General features: G+C 36.9%; 20 protein-coding genes. 14 read left to right on the forward strand and 6 right to left on the reverse strand.

What is annotated here, in order from left to right; genetic code table 11:
• The 5 genes from HCJ50_RS06160 to HCJ50_RS06180 all read left to right on the forward strand — a co-directional run bounded on the left by HCJ50_RS06160 (nucleotide 1) and on the right by HCJ50_RS06180 (nucleotide 4,244).
• Nucleotides 1-690: an NAD-dependent protein deacylase gene (locus tag HCJ50_RS06160; protein ID WP_185347795.1), complete on the forward strand. Its 690-nt coding sequence runs from the start codon at nucleotides 1-3 to the stop codon at nucleotides 688-690.
• A gap of 117 nt (nucleotides 691-807) precedes the next feature.
• Nucleotides 808-2,142, forward strand: a complete 1,335-nt coding sequence (locus HCJ50_RS06165) for a hemolysin family protein (RefSeq protein ID WP_185347793.1) — start codon at nucleotides 808-810, stop codon at nucleotides 2,140-2,142.
• Between the two features lie 67 nt (nucleotides 2,143-2,209).
• Nucleotides 2,210-3,166 (forward strand): LacI family DNA-binding transcriptional regulator, encoded by a 957-nt coding sequence (locus HCJ50_RS06170; RefSeq protein WP_185347791.1) that lies wholly within the window; start codon nucleotides 2,210-2,212, stop codon nucleotides 3,164-3,166.
• Nucleotides 3,167-3,250: 84 nt separating this feature from the next.
• Nucleotides 3,251-3,616, forward strand: coding sequence for an RpiR family transcriptional regulator (locus HCJ50_RS06175; protein WP_185347789.1), 366 nt, complete (start codon nucleotides 3,251-3,253; stop codon nucleotides 3,614-3,616).
• Nucleotides 3,617-3,632: 16 nt separating this feature from the next.
• Nucleotides 3,633-4,244 (forward strand): HAD family hydrolase, encoded by a 612-nt coding sequence (locus HCJ50_RS06180; protein WP_185347787.1) that lies wholly within the window; start codon nucleotides 3,633-3,635, stop codon nucleotides 4,242-4,244.
• A 52-nt stretch (nucleotides 4,245-4,296) separates the two neighbouring features.
• On the opposite strand, the gene HCJ50_RS06185 is transcribed toward HCJ50_RS06180, so the two are convergent.
• From HCJ50_RS06185 to HCJ50_RS06195, 3 genes are all read right to left on the reverse strand, one after another.
• A complete protein-coding gene (locus tag HCJ50_RS06185; protein WP_185347785.1) occupies nucleotides 4,297-4,677 on the reverse strand; it encodes a MerR family transcriptional regulator in 381 nt (126 codons plus the stop codon).
• A gap of 23 nt (nucleotides 4,678-4,700) precedes the next feature.
• Nucleotides 4,701-5,447, reverse strand: a complete 747-nt coding sequence (locus tag HCJ50_RS06190; protein WP_376698689.1) for an SDR family oxidoreductase — start codon at nucleotides 5,445-5,447, stop codon at nucleotides 4,701-4,703.
• A gap of 79 nt (nucleotides 5,448-5,526) precedes the next feature.
• Complete coding sequence (locus HCJ50_RS06195; RefSeq protein WP_185347781.1) at nucleotides 5,527-6,414, reverse strand: PucR family transcriptional regulator; 888 nt, start codon at nucleotides 6,412-6,414, stop codon at nucleotides 5,527-5,529.
• A gap of 170 nt (nucleotides 6,415-6,584) precedes the next feature.
• Between HCJ50_RS06195 and HCJ50_RS06200 the strand changes: the two genes are divergently transcribed.
• Genes HCJ50_RS06200 through HCJ50_RS06210 form a run of 3 tightly spaced genes read left to right on the forward strand, consistent with a single transcriptional unit; the run spans nucleotide 6,585 to nucleotide 8,887 of the window.
• Nucleotides 6,585-7,034: a MarR family winged helix-turn-helix transcriptional regulator gene (locus tag HCJ50_RS06200; RefSeq protein ID WP_185347779.1), complete on the forward strand. Its 450-nt coding sequence runs from the start codon at nucleotides 6,585-6,587 to the stop codon at nucleotides 7,032-7,034.
• The gene (locus tag HCJ50_RS06205; RefSeq protein WP_185347777.1) at nucleotides 7,031-8,383 is read left to right on the forward strand and encodes an MATE family efflux transporter; all 1,353 of its coding nucleotides are present in this window, start codon (nucleotides 7,031-7,033) and stop codon (nucleotides 8,381-8,383) included. The genes HCJ50_RS06200 and HCJ50_RS06205 overlap by 4 nt, the downstream gene beginning before the upstream one ends.
• 60 nt (nucleotides 8,384-8,443) lie before the next feature.
• Nucleotides 8,444-8,887, forward strand: a complete 444-nt coding sequence (locus tag HCJ50_RS06210) for a VOC family protein (protein WP_185347775.1) — start codon at nucleotides 8,444-8,446, stop codon at nucleotides 8,885-8,887.
• Between the two features lie 180 nt (nucleotides 8,888-9,067).
• Here HCJ50_RS06210 and HCJ50_RS06215 read toward each other — a convergent pair whose 3' ends face one another.
• The 3 genes from HCJ50_RS06215 to HCJ50_RS06225 are packed head-to-tail and all read right to left on the reverse strand — an operon-like array spanning nucleotide 9,068 to nucleotide 10,960.
• Nucleotides 9,068-9,703 (reverse strand): hypothetical protein, encoded by a 636-nt coding sequence (locus tag HCJ50_RS06215; protein WP_185347773.1) that lies wholly within the window; start codon nucleotides 9,701-9,703, stop codon nucleotides 9,068-9,070.
• Between the two features lie 23 nt (nucleotides 9,704-9,726).
• Nucleotides 9,727-10,173, reverse strand: a complete 447-nt coding sequence (locus tag HCJ50_RS06220; protein WP_185347771.1) for a GNAT family N-acetyltransferase — start codon at nucleotides 10,171-10,173, stop codon at nucleotides 9,727-9,729.
• Between the two features lie 52 nt (nucleotides 10,174-10,225).
• Nucleotides 10,226-10,960, reverse strand: a complete 735-nt coding sequence (locus HCJ50_RS06225) for a MerR family transcriptional regulator (RefSeq protein WP_185347769.1) — start codon at nucleotides 10,958-10,960, stop codon at nucleotides 10,226-10,228.
• Nucleotides 10,961-11,039: 79 nt separating this feature from the next.
• Here HCJ50_RS06225 and HCJ50_RS06230 point away from each other — a divergent pair, with 79 nt between their 5' ends.
• The 6 genes from HCJ50_RS06230 to HCJ50_RS15760 all read left to right on the forward strand — a co-directional run bounded on the left by HCJ50_RS06230 (nucleotide 11,040) and on the right by HCJ50_RS15760 (nucleotide 15,316).
• Complete coding sequence (locus HCJ50_RS06230) at nucleotides 11,040-11,759, forward strand: glucosamine-6-phosphate deaminase (protein ID WP_185347767.1); 720 nt, start codon at nucleotides 11,040-11,042, stop codon at nucleotides 11,757-11,759.
• Nucleotides 11,760-11,904: 145 nt separating this feature from the next.
• Nucleotides 11,905-12,156, forward strand: coding sequence for a hypothetical protein (locus HCJ50_RS06235; RefSeq protein WP_185347844.1), 252 nt, complete (start codon nucleotides 11,905-11,907; stop codon nucleotides 12,154-12,156).
• 12 nt (nucleotides 12,157-12,168) lie between these two features.
• Nucleotides 12,169-12,531 carry a hypothetical protein gene (locus tag HCJ50_RS06240; protein WP_185347765.1) on the forward strand — a complete coding sequence of 121 codons (363 nt, stop codon included), beginning with the start codon at nucleotides 12,169-12,171 and terminating at the stop codon, nucleotides 12,529-12,531.
• Entirely contained in the window at nucleotides 12,522-14,129 is a 1,608-nt protein-coding gene (locus HCJ50_RS06245) for a T7SS effector LXG polymorphic toxin (RefSeq protein ID WP_185347763.1), read from the forward strand. The genes HCJ50_RS06240 and HCJ50_RS06245 overlap by 10 nt, the downstream gene beginning before the upstream one ends.
• Before the next feature lie 5 nt (nucleotides 14,130-14,134).
• On the forward strand, nucleotides 14,135-14,890 hold the full coding sequence (locus HCJ50_RS06250; RefSeq protein ID WP_185347761.1) for a G protein-coupled receptor family protein: 756 nt from the start codon (nucleotides 14,135-14,137) through the stop codon (nucleotides 14,888-14,890).
• Between the two features lie 39 nt (nucleotides 14,891-14,929).
• The gene (locus HCJ50_RS15760; protein ID WP_260443054.1) at nucleotides 14,930-15,316 is read left to right on the forward strand and encodes a hypothetical protein; all 387 of its coding nucleotides are present in this window, start codon (nucleotides 14,930-14,932) and stop codon (nucleotides 15,314-15,316) included.
• Nucleotides 15,317-15,434 lie beyond the last annotated feature (118 nt).

A 15,434-nucleotide genomic window follows, 5' to 3' on the forward strand; every position in this document is an offset into this window, starting at 1 on the left:
GTGAGCAATTTAGCGGAAGCAATTAAACAAGCTAGTCACATCGTTTTTTTGACAGGTGCGGGGGTTTCTGTGCCCTCCGGAATACCCGATTATCGCTCGAAAAACGGATTATATACTGGCATGGATAGTCCTGAATATATGCTTAGTCATACTTGTCTTGTACAAGAACCAGATAAATTTTATCAATTTGTGAAAGAAAATATGTATTATCCAGATGCCGTTCCAAATACGATTCATAGAAAAATAGCAGAAATTGCTCAACAGAAAGAGGTCACAGTCATCACTCAAAATATTGACGGGCTACATGAAAAAGCTGGGGCGAATAAGGTTATTAATTTTCATGGTAGTTTGTATCATTGTCATTGCCAAAAGTGTCAAAAAAGCATTCCAGCAGACACGTATTTACAGTCAAATATCCATGAGAAATGTCTTGGGATTATTAGACCGGATGTAGTGCTATACGAGGAAGCTATCCCGGAAACAGCGATAAATCAATCATTAGCAGCAGTCAATCAGGCTGACTTAATTATCATTGTGGGGACTTCTTTTAGAGTGAGTCCATTTTGCAATTTAACGGACTATCGAAATAAAAAGGCGCAAATTTTTGCTGTCAATAAAGAACAAATATTCTTACCATATCCTTTTGAAATGATAGAAAGTGATGCAATGAAAGTTTTTGCTGAGATTTGAAACCTTGCAGTAATGAGGGGAGCATGATAGAATTTTCTTAACCGGAAAAATGTCCGGAATATTTAGAGAAAATGAGCATTCGTTTTCTCGATGAAAATAAGGAGTGGAGAGTTCCATATGAACCCTGACCCCGAGAGTCAGCAGATTATCTTGCAGTTAATTCTTATTGTTGTGTTGACACTGCTCAACGCATTCTTTGCCTCAGCAGAGATGGCCCTTGTATCACTGAACAAAAATCGAGTAAAAAGCCAAGCCGCAACTGGTGATAAAAAAGCGATTTTACTTGCTAAACTTGTAGATGATCCAAGTAAATTTCTTGCTACTATCCAAGTTGGTATTACGCTTGCTGGATTCTTCTCCAGTGCGTCAGCTGCTACTAGCATTGCGACTAGATTGGAACCTGTTTTTGGAGGAAGTAGTTTTGCGAAAGAGTTATCGATTATTGTCGTAACAATTGTGTTATCTTATATCACGCTTGTTTTCGGTGAACTTTATCCCAAACGTTTAGCGCTTCAAAAATCAGAGGAAATTGCTCGAGTTTCTGTACGACCAATTATGGCGGTAGGTGTATTACTTCGTCCGTTTGTCAAATTTTTATCTTTTTCTACAGATGTTTTAGTGAAAATTACGAGAATGGAAAAGAATGCAGATGATGATAAGATGACGCGTGAAGAAATGCAGTTACTCATTGAAACTGGTCGACGTGATGGCGTAATTGAGGTAGAAGAATTACAAATGCTTCGTGGTGTTTTTGAAATGGATAATAAATATGCCCGTGAAGTGATGGTGCCGCGAACAGATGCATTTATGATAGACGCTGAAACAGAATCAGAAGCGCTTTGTGATGCATTATTAAATGAGAATTTTTCAAGAGTTCCCGTCTTTACAGGCGATCAGGACTCGGTGCTAGGTATTCTGCATATGAAAGATTTCTTTGCAGAAGCTAGGAAATCAGGTTTTGAAAATATTGATGTGAAGTCGCTTGTTAAAGAAGCATATTTTGCGCAAGAGACGATGTTTATTGATGATTTACTCAAAAACATGCAAAGAACACGAAATCAGATGGCAATTTTAATGGATGAATACGGTGGAGTTGCCGGAATTGTTACTGTAGAAGATTTATTAGAAGAGATTGTTGGCGATATTGACGATGAGAATGATGTGTTTTCAGATGAAGTGAAGAAAATTGATGATTCGACATTTATCGTGGAAGGCCGCATGACGCTTGATGATTTTAATAAAATGTTTCACGTGGAACTTCCTTCACGTGGGATAGATACTGTGGCTGGTTTTGTACTTACATTAACTGGGACAATTCCAGAAGAAGATGATAAAGTAGTTGTCGAATACGATAGCCTTCGATTTACAGTAGAAGAAATGAATGATGCTAGACTTGTCTCTGTTCGTGTGGAAAAAGATTTTCGCACAAGCGAGTTAGAACAGCTAGCTTAAAGATAAAATGAAGAGTGCGGTATGAGAAATCTAGCCGCACTTTTTTCTTAGGAATGAGGTTTTTAGGATGCCGAATATTAAAGAAATTGCCAAATTGGCAGGAGTTTCCGTGACGACAGTTTCGCGTGTGCTTAATAATCATCCATATGTGGCGGAGGAGAAGCGAGAACGTGTTCAAGCAATTATTGATGAACTTGATTATTCTCCTAACCGTATTGCTACAGACTTGGCGCTTGGGAAAACTAATACAATTGGTATCATTTTGCCTTATAATGACCACCCTTGGTTTGACAAAATTGTTAATGGAGTTCTTGAGGCGGCCTTTAAAAATAGGTATTCTGTAACACTTTTTCCAACAGGGTATGATACGAAAGAGGAAGAAAAATATTTGATGCGTCTGAAAACTAAACAAGTCGATGGGCTAATTATTACTTCGCGTGCCAATAATTGGGATGTGATTTTGCCGTACCTCGCATATGGACCAATTATTGCTTGTGAGTATGTCGATTCTCCCGAAATATCTTGTTCTTTCATTGATAGAATTGATGCTTATCGTGATGGTTTTCTTTTTTTACAAGCAGAGGGTTATAAAAAAGTTGCCTTCACAGCTGGACGAGAATCCAATGAAAGTACAAGTACATATGGAAAAATTAAAGCTTATGAACAAGTATTTGGTCCTACAGAGGAAAATCGCTTTTTAAGTGAATGCTATACTTTTGAAGATGGACTAAAAGCGGGGAAGCACTTTTTTGGTGAAGGGAAAGATTGGCCGGATGCTTTTTATGCAAATGGTGATGAAGTTGCGGCTGGGATTATGTTTCATGCGAAAGAGCTTGGGCTTCGGATACCAGAAGATGTGGCGATTCTGGGGCAAGAAAACTTGGCAATTGGAAAAGCGATGGAAATTACAACGCTTGATCACCACTTGAAAAAATTAGGCGAAAATGCTTTTGCTATTTTTGAACAGGGAAAACGGCAAAATATTCAAATTAAGCATGAATTAATCAGAAGAAAAACGGTTTAGAAAATTTTTCTGATAAATTGCTTGACATGAAACCCATTTCATCATTTAAAACTAATATATAAGGTGATGAAGGAGGCGGATGGTATGAAACTAGAAGGTGTATGCAAGATTTATTCATCTTTAGGACTAGAATATCAATTCGGAGAGTTTTACATCGATAGAGATTATCTTGTTTTTGACCAGAATTTCAGCTTAGGTATGAAAAAACGACAAACTTTCCCAGTTGCAAAATTGCGTAATATTGCGTTGACTACTGATAGAAACGAAATTTGCTTAACCTTTAGTTGCGATAATATTGAATTTGAATTAAATGAAAGTACGCAAGGAAGTTTGCGCGAATTTCGACATTTACTTGAGAATAAAGGCCTCGATGGTGCTGATTTTAAGAATGAAAAAAGTATCGAAAAAACAAGGTATACAACTCATCACTATCACAATTTTGCTCAATGATGAAGGGGGAGTTTTCGTGTATAAAACAATTATTTTTGATGTAGATGGAACGATTTTGGATACAGAAAGAGCAGTCTTGTATTCACTTCAGGCCGTTTTAGCAGAAGAAGGATTGACTTACGATTTAGCTGAGTTACGGTTTGTGCTAGGAATTACTGGTGCGACGGCGCTTGAACAACTAAATATATTAGATGAGGAGCGGATACTCGCTAAGTGGATTGAACGAGAAGCGTCTTTTATTGATGAAGTAGAAGTTTTTGATGGAATTCATAAAGTGCTTCATGCGATTCCAGAAAGTGGTGTCGTCACATCTAAAAACTCACTAGAAATGGACAAAGGTTTTTATCCATTTGGAATCCATGATCATTTTGAAGCGATTGTTTGTGCCAGTGATACTGAAAACCATAAACCACACCCAGATCCATTGCTTAAAAGCCTAGAACTTCTTGAGCGTGAACCCCATGAAGTCATTTATATTGGCGACTCTTCTTATGATATGAAATGTGCCCATGCGGCCGGTGTTCATTTTGGCTTAGCGCTCTGGGGTGCGAAATCTACTGAGGGATTTGAAGCAGCAGAGTATGTCTTTGAGAAACCAGAAGATATTTTAGCTTATGTAGTAAAATAACAAGGAAAACCCACAAACCTTCATTAAAAAGTTTGCGGGTTTATTTTTTGCCTTAAAATTCTTTTAATTTCTTTTGAGCTGGGATAAGATGCGTATCATAGTTTTCGATTTTAAAGTCGAGCCGTTCTAGTGCTTCTTGCATCATATCAATCCGATCTTGAAGTTCTGCGCGTTGTTCTTTTAATAATTCCATCCGAGGTTCTAGCGTTTTTTCTCCTTCGCGAAAAAGAACTAAATAATCAATTAGCGCTTCAATGGATATTCCAGCACGCCGCATTTGACGACTGAAATTAATCCAGCGCAAATCTTCCTCATCAAATTTGCGCACACCGTTTTCGTTGCGACTAATATTGGGGATTAAGCCAATCCGTTCATAATAGCGAATGGTGTCTGCAGAAACACCAGTTGTTTCGCTGGCTTCTTTAATATTCATTATGTTCACTCCTATACTTGAAATCATGGTTGCTGAATAGTTGGGCGCAAGAGTATTTCATTCATGGTAGTGTCTTCAGGTGTGTTGACGGCAAATAGAATTGTTTCAGCGATTCTATCCGGGCTAATTGCGACCGCTTCGTAAAGTTGATCGATGCCACCTTTTAAATCTTCATCTGTGATAGTGTTCGGCAATTCGGTTGCGACAGCTCCAGGAGAAATAATGGTTACGCGAATGTTACTCTTAGCTGCTGCTTCCTCTTGGCGAAGTGCTTCACTAATTGCACGAACGGCATATTTCGTTCCACTATAAACGCCACCGCCAGAATGTGTTTGGTGACCAGCGACAGATGATAAGTTGATAAAGTGGCCCGTTTTCCTTTGGCGCATGTCTGGAAGTGCTGCGGCTATTCCATAAAGAACGCCTTTAATATTAACATCAACCATTTGATCCCATTCGTTTACCTTCAATTTATCAAAAGTAGAATGCGGCATTAAACCAGCATTGTTGATCCAAACATCGATTTGTTTAAATTCGGTTAATGCAAGTTGTGCCAATGCTTCAACGTCAGTGTGTTTGGTTACATCTGTTATTTGGAAAACAGCCTCGCCACCACTTGCCTTAATTTCACTCGTAATTCGTTCTAAATTTTCTTTTCTACGAGCACCTAAAACGACTTTATTACCTTGTTCAGCTAAAAGTTTAGCGGTAGTTTCACCGATTCCACTGGATGCGCCAGTGATGACGATTACTTTTTCATTTTTCACCATTTCCATTTCTCCTTTACTCGTTGATAAATCAAGTCTAGTCCTTGAAGTGCACTTTAAGTCAAGTAGAAAGAAAAAATCGTTAGTCCTGATCACTATTGTTAATGTTGTTTGGAAGTGTTGCCAGATAAGCAAGAAGCAATCCATCCATTTTGCGAAGTGAGAGGTTTGTTTGTTCGTGAAATTTGTCCAAACGATATTGAATGGTATTTCGGTGCATAAAGAGTTCTTTCGCAGTGAGACTAATGTTTCCTTGATTTTTAAATAGCGTATGAATTAGCGGAATCCATGTATCGTCTTGGGTGAGAAAATCTTTAAGCTCATTAGTAAGTAGACTTTCTTTCATTCGAAGCGCAATTACTTTCAAACTTTCCGAAGCGACTGTTTGAACAATTGTCCTATTATCCAAACTAAAAATCGCTCGCTCCTCTGCAAACAAATCACGAAGCCGGATAGTCAGCGGATGAAAAAAACCCATGAAAAAAGTGGACTGCATATAAAAATCGCTTTCAAGTGTACTAGCAACTGCTTCCAATTCTTCCTCACCAATAAGCGAATTAGTAGATTTCTCGATGATAACACCGTAGTGAGCAGAAAACATAATCAATTCAGCTTCTGGGCTAAAGAAACTTAGTAAAGCTTTCTGCCATTCTAGTAACATGCTTTTGGTTGCATCTGTTTTGAGATGAAATTGAGTAATTCGATAGGCATTCTTTTCAGTTGGGATGGTAAGCTCGCTACTCCCAAATAATAAATCAAACCAAAATTGAGTTGCTTTTTTTTGAAAAGTCGGTACTGGTTCGGGAAATAATGTTTTTAGTAGGCTAGCTTCTTCATCTGAAAGGTTACTTTTAGGAATTGTAAAATAATAAGGCTCTTCAAAAAAAGAAAGCACATCAAGACTTGCCTTAATCGGGTTTTTAGAAAAAATTATATTAGGATATCTATTTTTTAATAGTTTCATATGCATGACAGATAGCACCCTTTCTCTTCTCTTTATTTTTACAAAAGTAAGGTAGGAAGTCAAATTATTACCCGGGAAATAAATGGTTGCGCAGTCAACTATATTATTGCTATACTAATAATGGTTGATGCCGCAACTAATTAGGTGGGATGGATTTTTTTAAAGGAGTAGAGGAAATGACGGAAAGACAAGAGCAACTAGCAAAAGCCATTGCGACTATTCATCGTTCGGAGAGTACTTTTAAAAATAAAAAGTTGCTTGAAACGGGTCTTAATATTGGTCAGCTACGGTACTTATGGACGCTTTATAGAGAAGATGGCATTTCTCAAGAATCCATGGCGAAACGTTTTATGGTGGACAAGGCGAATGTGACGAGGCATATCAAACGGTTAGAAGAATTAGAAATGATTCGTCGCGAAATGGATAAGAAAGATAGACGTATTCAACGGATATTTGTGACAGAAAAAGGTGTTCAGATGCGTGCGTTAATTGAAGAAGTGACAAGCAACTGGACAGCGCAATTAACAGCGGGTTTTAGTGGAAAAGAAAAAGACGAGTTAGTGCATTTGTTAGGACGACTATCTGAAAATGCGATGACAGCAGTTGAAGGAGGAGCGATTGAATGAAAGAACAGAGTAAACGATTAGGAGAAGATAGTATTTCATCCCTTATGGCTAGATTGTCGATTCCGGCATTTATTGGTATGTTCGTAATGGGTATGTATAATATTGTTGATACGATTTTTGTGTCATATGGGGTTGGGCCTTCCGGAGTTGCAGCGCTTTCGATTGCTTTTCCTGTACAAATGATACTTATGGCAATGGCGGCAATGTTTGGGATTGGTGGAGCTTCGATTATTTCTCGTTCGCTTGGTGCGGGGGAACAAAAAAACGCCAATAAAGTATTTCATCAAGTTATTTGGTTGGTAGTTATATCTAGTATTCTTATTGCTATTATTACATTTATTTTTTTAGATCCACTTATTACGCTTTTTGGCGCACCAGCTGATATTCATGGCATTGCGAGTGATTTTTTGTCACTTATTTTGCTTGGCGCGGTATTTCAAACCTTTGGAATGGCAATGAATAATATCGTTCGTTCGGAAGGTAATGCCAAAACAGCCATGCTAACAATGATTATTTCGGCTATTTTAAATATGATTTTAAATCCAATTTTTATTATGGGATTTAACATGGGTGTTCGAGGCTCAGCGCTTGCAACGGTGATTGCTCAGGCGGTTGGAGCGATTTGGCTTCTAGTGTATTTTTTATCTGGAAAAAGTACTTTATCATTAAAAGGCTTTACTTTCCGGATGGATTTCCCACTGATTCGTCGGATTATGGCAATTGGGTTCCCATCATTTATTATGATGTCTGCTGGTAGTATTGTAACCGTGGCAGTAAACTGGATGCTTAATATTTACGGAGGAACGATGGCTATTGCTGTTTATGGGATTGCTAACCGGATTGCTTCTTTTGTTATTATGCCAATTAATGGTGTAACTCAAGGGATGCAGCCAATTGTTGGGTTTAACTATGGATCTAGACAATTTGAGCGGGTGATGAAAGCTGTAAAAGTTTCGATGTTTGCTGCTACAGTTATGTCGTTAATTGCTTGGGGTTTAGTCGAGATTTTCCCAGGAATGCTAGTTCGAATTTTCTCTGATGATCCGGAACTTATAGCAGAAGGAACGACTGCTGTTCGATTTATGCTATTAGCTGCACCAACAATTGGGTTTCAAATAGTTTGTGGTGGGCTGTATCAAGCGCTTGGGAGAGCACGGATTTCGTTCATTATTTCCTTAATGCGCCAAATTATTTGCTTAGTGCCGCTACTTATTATTTTACCGCAGTTCTTTGGCTTAAATGGAATTTGGTATGCATTCCCACTTGCAGACTTGGGGGCATTTATAGTTTGTGTTATAATTATGAGCAAAACTTGGCGTCGAATTTTCAAAAACCCTGAGCTAGTTTAACCGCAAAGGGCTGAGGTGTTTTCGTTATTTACGCCCAGAAAAAATGAAGGAGTGATTTTGATGGCAGACTTGTATCCATATTTATCTTTTGATAATGCAAAAGAGGCTTTAAGTTATTATGAGGAAGTGTTTGGAGCGACGGATATTATTCGTGTACCTGTCAATGAGGAGCAAAGTGAAATGTTTGGAGTTCCAAAGGACAGCCTTGAAAATACCACAGCTCACGGAGGGTTTACCGTATTAGGGGCTAAACTATTTTGTGCAGATTCATTTGGGAAATCAGTATCAGCAACAAATCAGATTTCTATTATGTTGGAATTAAATAATGAAGACCCAGTGGCAGTAGCTGAGGCGGATGCTTTTTATGAAAGAATAAGCAAATCTGGGAAAGTAAAAATTACCATGCCCTACGCAGAACAGTTCTGGGGCGGGAAAATGGGACATTTCGAAGATGTATACGGAATTTCCTGGATGCTGCATTCTGAACCTTATTCGAAATTATAAAGATGAATTCGCTTAGCATTTTGAAAATATGAATATAAAAAGAGAGCTATGTTGGCGTGTAGTGACCCCCAAAAGTTAAACTTTTGGGGGTCAGCCCAGCGCATGCTCTCTTAATTTTTTATAAACCACTAGCTTATGAGTGGTTTTATTTTTTGTGAACAAATGATAAAATGTTTGTTTCTACATTTCTTCGCCCAACAGAGATAAAACTCGATCCATCTCATCAAAGTGGTCCTTGCTACTAGAAGAATAGGTAAAATACCCCCCAGATTCAAACAACATTATAATCGTATCATCATGGTTACCAAAAAACTCAACTCCTTCACAATGCACTCGAAAGCTAACATTTTTATTTGCAAAATTTTCATGAAGGTAATCAACATCTTCTTTTTCCACGCTACGAAATAATTTAGGCGAATAATCAAGTCCAAATATTGCTTGTAGGTAAGCCATTGCTTCAAGAAAATCCATCAATTTCTCACATTCAAGATGCCATTCTTGTTCATTGAAGCTATGGTAAACGGGAGGGTTTGGCTTAGATAAATCATCCTTGAAAATCCCCCAAACACAGGTACGTTGATTTTCTACGCAAATAATCAGATAATCGGAGTGCTTACAATACGGAAAGTCATTAATTCTTGTTATGCTATCCTGCGTTTGGTTTAGATTTTCCACATTACCAAGTTCCTTGTAATAATCCTCTAAAATCCTTGGCAAGGCACCGAAAATATTCCGGATAGATTCAATTTCCTCACTAGTAAATCCATTTGGTTCCGTGATTTTATACATTTTCTTAATCTTTGGAAAATCTGTCAAAACTAGCCCCCTTGAACCATCTCTTATAATTCAGTCAAATTTTCTTTCGTCATTAAATAATGCTCTCCAATTCCAGGGATGACAAATGATTTACCAACTTTACGATAACCATGTTTTTCATAAAAACCAACTGCGACAATACGTGCGTTACACCAAATAATTTCGGCATTATGGTGCCAAATTTCTGCTTCACCTGCTGCAAGTAACGCTGAGCCTACACCTTTCAAGCGCATACCGCGTTCTGCCGCCACCCCGCGGATTCGGTACTGGGTAGAATTCATAATAATGGCCGATTTCTCTGGATAAAAACTGGCAATTCCAATTAAAACATCATTTTCAAAAGCACCTAAATGAAAAGTGCCTTCTAAATCATCATTCGGATAAATCGCATTACTTTCAGGCTGCTCTGGGCGAAGAACCCGGTGTCTAATATCTTGAGTATCTTTTGCATTGATTTGTTTAATCTCCACCGCACTCACCTCCACTTTATTTCTTTCTATTATAACCATTCTTCAGAAAATGTCACTCAAAATATAAATTCGTTTCATAGGAGTAGCCGTTAACTAGCTTCTTATCAATCAAAGCAACCGTTTCCTGTAGCAAATAGTTTTCGTTGTTAGGCTTCATTTCCCAGTTTTGTGGCATGCAAAACGGTTGTCGTTCACTTGCTAGCAAATAGCGTTCTCCAGCTGCTTTAACGGAGTGATCTAGCTCAATGAAAAGATATGCTTGCCCATTTAGCATGAGATAGCCTGGAAACTGTGAGTAGCTTTTGGATAGGTTTAGCCGACTTATCAAGGCTTGAACTTCTTGGTGAAATAATGAATCATTCAAAATAGTGGGATGAATAGGTATTTGCAAGGGCTCTGTGAGTATTAGTCTAGCCGTTTTTACGGGTTGTGTTTTCTCAGGCGAACGTCTTAATAATCCTTGATAACGATTAATTAGCCATTTTTTTCGAGCAATTCGCGCTTCGTCTTCTTGTAATTTTTGCTGGTATGTAACGAGTAACTCTGGTAAAATTTCCGGAGCATTTTTAGCAAGGTATTGTTTAATTGCATGCAGGGAAAACCCCATATATTGTAGCGCTTGAATAAAATTTAATTGTTCCTCTTGAATTGCTTCATAATAGCGATATCCAGAAGTAGGATCGGTAAATGCTGGAACTAAAAGCCCGATTTTGTCATAATAACGCAGTCGTTGTATGGATAACTGACTTTTCTTTGCCATTTCACCAATGGATAAAAGCGGTTTCATTATTATCATCCTTTCAGCTTGACTCTATAGTAACTATACACTTTATCATAAAGGTAATTCAAAGCGAGAGGTGAAAAAAATGAAAATAATTATCGAAAAAGATTATGAAAATATGAGTAAAACTACAATGCAGCTGCTTTTAGGGAAGATGTATCAAGATAAGGAAGTACATCTGGCCATCACAGCAGGCTCTACGCCAAAACGAATGTACGAAATGCTGGTGAATGAAATGCGTGAGAAGACACCGCTTACGAATGTTTGCTATTATAATTTTGATGAAATTCCAATTGGGGAAGAAAAATTTGGTGTGACAGTTGGTAATTTAAAAGAAATGTATTTTGATCCAGCGGGAATTCCAGAAGAGCAGATTCATGTGCTTGATACGAAAAACTATACCGAGCATGAGGCGCATTTAAAACATGTTGGTGGACTGGATGCGATTTTAATTGGTATTGGCGAAGATGGTCATTTTTGTGGAAATCTTCCAGGTGTCACTAAATTTGGCGATGAAACTAGGCTTGTTTCAGTTGATTCCTTACCAAGTATGTTCGACGTTTTGCTTGATGAGGTTGGTGGCAATCCAGAGAACGTACCGAAAAACTATGTAACAATGGGTCCAAAAAGTGTTATGCATGCGAAAGAAGTTATTATGTTCGCAAATGGAAAGAAAAAAGCAGCTATTATTAAAAAAGCATTGCAAGGTGAAGTTACCGAAAACGTCCCAAGCTCGATTTTCCAATTGCATCCTAATTTTACAGTAGTGTTGGATGAGGAAGCAGCGAGTGAGTTGAATATTTAAAATGCATGGCTAGCAAGCGCTAGCCATGTTTTAGTTTATAAAAATGACAAGCAGCTAATTAGCGAATAGAAGTGAGTATATAATGCATTATTTTTATGTTAAAATAGTTTCATATAAATAGAACAAACAGAAAGGGATAATGAAAATGGTGAATATTGCTTCAAATTCAGGTTTAGCGCAGATGGCAGTGTCTGATGTGGCAACAGTTTCTGTAGATAAGGGTGAACAAGTTTCTTTGGATAAGAGCAACCTTTCTAGCATGAAATCCGGGAAAAAGCTTAACAATCAATTGTTATCAGATTTAGTAGATTTAATAAATTGTGTTCAGGAACAAAGTGAAAAGTTTCCTAAAATCGCCAAAATGATGGACTTACAAGACAGTCAGATTAAATTTTAAGGGATGAAAATAATGAGAGAGAAGATACACGAACAAGAACGGGCAGCTTTTACCCAACAAATTATTCAAAAAGAAAATCAGCTGGATAAGCTGAGAGAAGAAAAACAAAAAGTAGAAAGATTACTTTATCAATTAGAAGAAGATTTTCAAAGAGGCTATCAGAAGTTAAGAATGTTGAATGATGAAAATGTAAAAGAAAGGCAATCAGATTTCTTTCAAATACAACAGAGAATGGACGATCAAGAAAGAAGATTTCGGCAGCGAGTAATGGATGCTAAAGAACAATTTGCCAGTGTCTTTAAAAAAGAAATAATTCAAGCTGATGATGAACGTGAAATATTATACAAGCAAAGAGGTGAAATTCCTTGGGACTGATTTATTCAAGTGAAGATTCAGAGAAATTGATACAAGCTTTATCTAAAAACTTAACAAGTGGAAAAGAAGCGCTTAATAAATTAAAAATCGGAAGCGAAAAGATTATCCAAGCAATAGATGGTCATACACTGTCAGGAACTGCTTATACAGCAGGGAAAGGCTTGTTTATGGATCTTATTTTACCGACAATTACAAAGGTAACATCAGCTTGCGACACGCTTAATCAAGAATTACAGAAATATAAGGCGGCTGATTTGGATGTTTCAAGTGAGGGATATTTAGATGAAGATAACTTACAGGAACAAATCGAGACGAAAAGGAATATGAAGGAATCAGTAGAACGCACATCCATGTTTATGAAGGTGATAAAAACAAGTGTAGTCGCTGCTCTATCGGATGCAGCATCGGATCATTGGAGAGAATTAGATCAAATGTCAGATAATCTTCAACAAGATATTGATGAGTTGCAGAAGAAGATAGAAAAATTACGTGAGTTTGATGCAGAAACCAAAGAACTTTTTACTAGTAGCTTAGATGAAATGAAGTTAGCTATGCAGGGGGTTTTAGTTTTAAATGGCACTACTGTAAACGCCGATGGAACATATCAATTGCCTGTAGGTTTGGATAAAAGTTGGTTTACAGAATTAAAAAGTAAAAAACAACAAAAGGAAATGGAAGAGAAGGCAAAGAAAGCAGCAATTAAAGAGATAAATGATTTATATGAGAAAAATCCAATGGCAGCGATTGAGAAAATTAAAAATAATGATCGTTTATTTGGATATGTAATAGGAGCTTTAGATAAATTTCCAGAAGGTATTCAAAATGCGGCACTTGGCATCTTCATTGCGCAAGAGAGCTGGAATAAGTTACCAAAAGATACAGCTGTAAAAGTCCTGAATAGTCCGAAATTTGCTTCTTATATTAGTGAAGCATCGATGGCGACGCAAGCTGTTGTTTATGGCGGACTAATTAAATTAAGCGAAAAGGGTTGGAGCGTACTTGCACCAATTGGATATACAACTAAAATTCTTTCTAAGACTAGTGAAGGGGCTAAACTCATAGCTAGCTCTAAGGTAGGGCTTGATTTGTTTAAAAAATTAAAGCCGGTTTCTGAGTTTGTTAAAACAAACAAGGTGGCTATCGAAGGTATTGGTTATATTGGTGATGGACTTAGCGTAACATCCTATGCTTATGATGAGTATATCAATCCTAAAAGTCCAGCTTATGGTAATGCAAGTAAATCAGTGTATGGAGGACTTAATTTATTTTTATTAAAAGCAGGACCTCTTGAAGGCGCTCAATACGGAGGACTACCAGGTGCGATAACTGGAACTATCAATACGGTGGTTCAAGGGATTGAGTTTCAAACGCCATTTAAATGGTTGGGTAATAACGGGAAGATAGGCTGGGATGGAATAAATGGATTTGGTACAGACAAAGATGCAGAAAAATGGTTAGCTGAACAATATGAATTATATGATCAAAGAGAAAAGAATCTTAATGACGGAAATATCGGCAAAATAAAGGAAGATTGGTTTGGAAAACAAAATGGTCGTGTTGACGTAGAAGATTTCAACAATGGTATCCCGAGGTGGTAAAAATAATGAATAATGTGAGTTATGAGAACGCAAAGCAAAAAATTAATTCTCAGGAAATAGAGCAACTTAATTCAAAAATAGAACATACATCCTCCTACACTGGTAAGATAGTGGGAAGTATATTGTTTGCCCTTCTATTAGGCCTTCCATCAACAAACTATTACGCAATATATTTAATTGGAGCTCTATTTTTTTTAAGCATTTTAGTTGTAAGGTATGTAACTTTTAAGCCCATTTTTAAAATATTAAATTATAACACGGTACTATTTCTAGTATGGCAGACCGCGGCAATATTTTTTATGATTGTTTTTTTAAGAGTAAAGGCAGATACATATCATCTTATTCCTTTACTGTACATCATTTTAAGCTATGGATTCTCATTTTTATTTATACGAGCTCGTACAAATACTTATGTGAAAGAGACATTTGGGGAGATACATAACTCGAAAAAAAGAGTATTTTCAAAGACTATAACTAAGATTTTAAGTATTTTTCTCGCTGTGGTGATTATTTCTATCTTATTTTATCGTGGAAACAAATGGTGGCTAATAAATATGAATACAACATTGGAAACATCGGGCTTTTTACAGTATGCTATTTGGGGTATCGGGCTATTGGTCTTACTTATCGGCTTTACTTTATTGCCAACCTTATTATTTTCACCTTCACAGTATGTTAAAGGAAGATTGATAAAAAAATATGCTGAAGAATTTCGAAAAGAGTATGGATTTACTGAAAAAGAATGGTATGGAGAAAAGTAAACAACGCTAAATACACATATTCAGACATGGGGGTAATCAATGAGAACATTTTCTAAACTAGTAGAACAAGTTTCATTTGTAGATTCATTAAAAAGTAATTCAATACATCATGTTTATGAAACCTTAAATGGTACTGGCAAAGAGTTGTTACCTATGTCACTAAAGATAGTTATATTTGCTGCTATTTCTTGGCTGATATGTATTTTTTCTGCGAGTAACTGGTATGTGTTTCCTATTGTGGCATCAATTATAGTTGTAGTTATTGGCGTAGGTTACTTTAGAAGCAGTCTTTTTTTCAGGAAAGCTGCATATACAATGGTTGTTTATTTATTTACGCAAACAGCCCTCATTTTTTACATAGCTTCTCTGGAAATATCAGATAGTAATGTTATAAATAGAATAGGTGCTTCACTTTATATTTTGTGAATGTATGGACTATCCTTTTATGTCATACAAATCAAACTTATTGAAAATATCCAGACAAAGTATCTGGCAGATGATGGGAAGCAAATAAAGAAAAAAAGAACAATAAAGATAGTAAAGG

Source organism: Listeria immobilis (genome assembly GCF_014322765.1).
GTDB classification, from domain to species: domain Bacteria; phylum Bacillota; class Bacilli; order Lactobacillales; family Listeriaceae; genus Listeria; species Listeria immobilis.

What these genes read in the sequence shown, in the direction of transcription:
- HCJ50_RS06200 (WP_185347779.1), top strand. Translation starts at nt 6,585, where the DNA reads ATGACGGAAAGACAAGAGCAACTAGCAAAAGCCATTGCGACTATTCAT.
- HCJ50_RS06190 (WP_376698689.1), bottom strand. Translation starts at nt 5,447, where the DNA reads ATGGTGAAAAATGAAAAAGTAATCGTCATCACTGGCGCATCCAGTGGA.
- HCJ50_RS06170 (WP_185347791.1), top strand. Translation starts at nt 2,210, where the DNA reads ATGCCGAATATTAAAGAAATTGCCAAATTGGCAGGAGTTTCCGTGACG.
- HCJ50_RS06210 (WP_185347775.1), top strand. Translation starts at nt 8,444, where the DNA reads ATGGCAGACTTGTATCCATATTTATCTTTTGATAATGCAAAAGAGGCT.
- HCJ50_RS06175 (WP_185347789.1), top strand. Translation starts at nt 3,251, where the DNA reads ATGAAACTAGAAGGTGTATGCAAGATTTATTCATCTTTAGGACTAGAA.
- HCJ50_RS06250 (WP_185347761.1), top strand. Translation starts at nt 14,135, where the DNA reads ATGAATAATGTGAGTTATGAGAACGCAAAGCAAAAAATTAATTCTCAG.
- HCJ50_RS06240 (WP_185347765.1), top strand. Translation starts at nt 12,169, where the DNA reads ATGAGAGAGAAGATACACGAACAAGAACGGGCAGCTTTTACCCAACAA.
- HCJ50_RS06195 (WP_185347781.1), bottom strand. Translation starts at nt 6,414, where the DNA reads ATGCATATGAAACTATTAAAAAATAGATATCCTAATATAATTTTTTCT.
- HCJ50_RS06235 (WP_185347844.1), top strand. Translation starts at nt 11,905, where the DNA reads ATGGTGAATATTGCTTCAAATTCAGGTTTAGCGCAGATGGCAGTGTCT.
- HCJ50_RS06185 (WP_185347785.1), bottom strand. Translation starts at nt 4,677, where the DNA reads ATGAATATTAAAGAAGCCAGCGAAACAACTGGTGTTTCTGCAGACACC.
- HCJ50_RS06205 (WP_185347777.1), top strand. Translation starts at nt 7,031, where the DNA reads ATGAAAGAACAGAGTAAACGATTAGGAGAAGATAGTATTTCATCCCTT.
- HCJ50_RS06225 (WP_185347769.1), bottom strand. Translation starts at nt 10,960, where the DNA reads ATGAAACCGCTTTTATCCATTGGTGAAATGGCAAAGAAAAGTCAGTTA.
- HCJ50_RS06230 (WP_185347767.1), top strand. Translation starts at nt 11,040, where the DNA reads ATGAAAATAATTATCGAAAAAGATTATGAAAATATGAGTAAAACTACA.
- HCJ50_RS15760 (WP_260443054.1), top strand. Translation starts at nt 14,930, where the DNA reads ATGAGAACATTTTCTAAACTAGTAGAACAAGTTTCATTTGTAGATTCA.
- HCJ50_RS06165 (WP_185347793.1), top strand. Translation starts at nt 808, where the DNA reads ATGAACCCTGACCCCGAGAGTCAGCAGATTATCTTGCAGTTAATTCTT.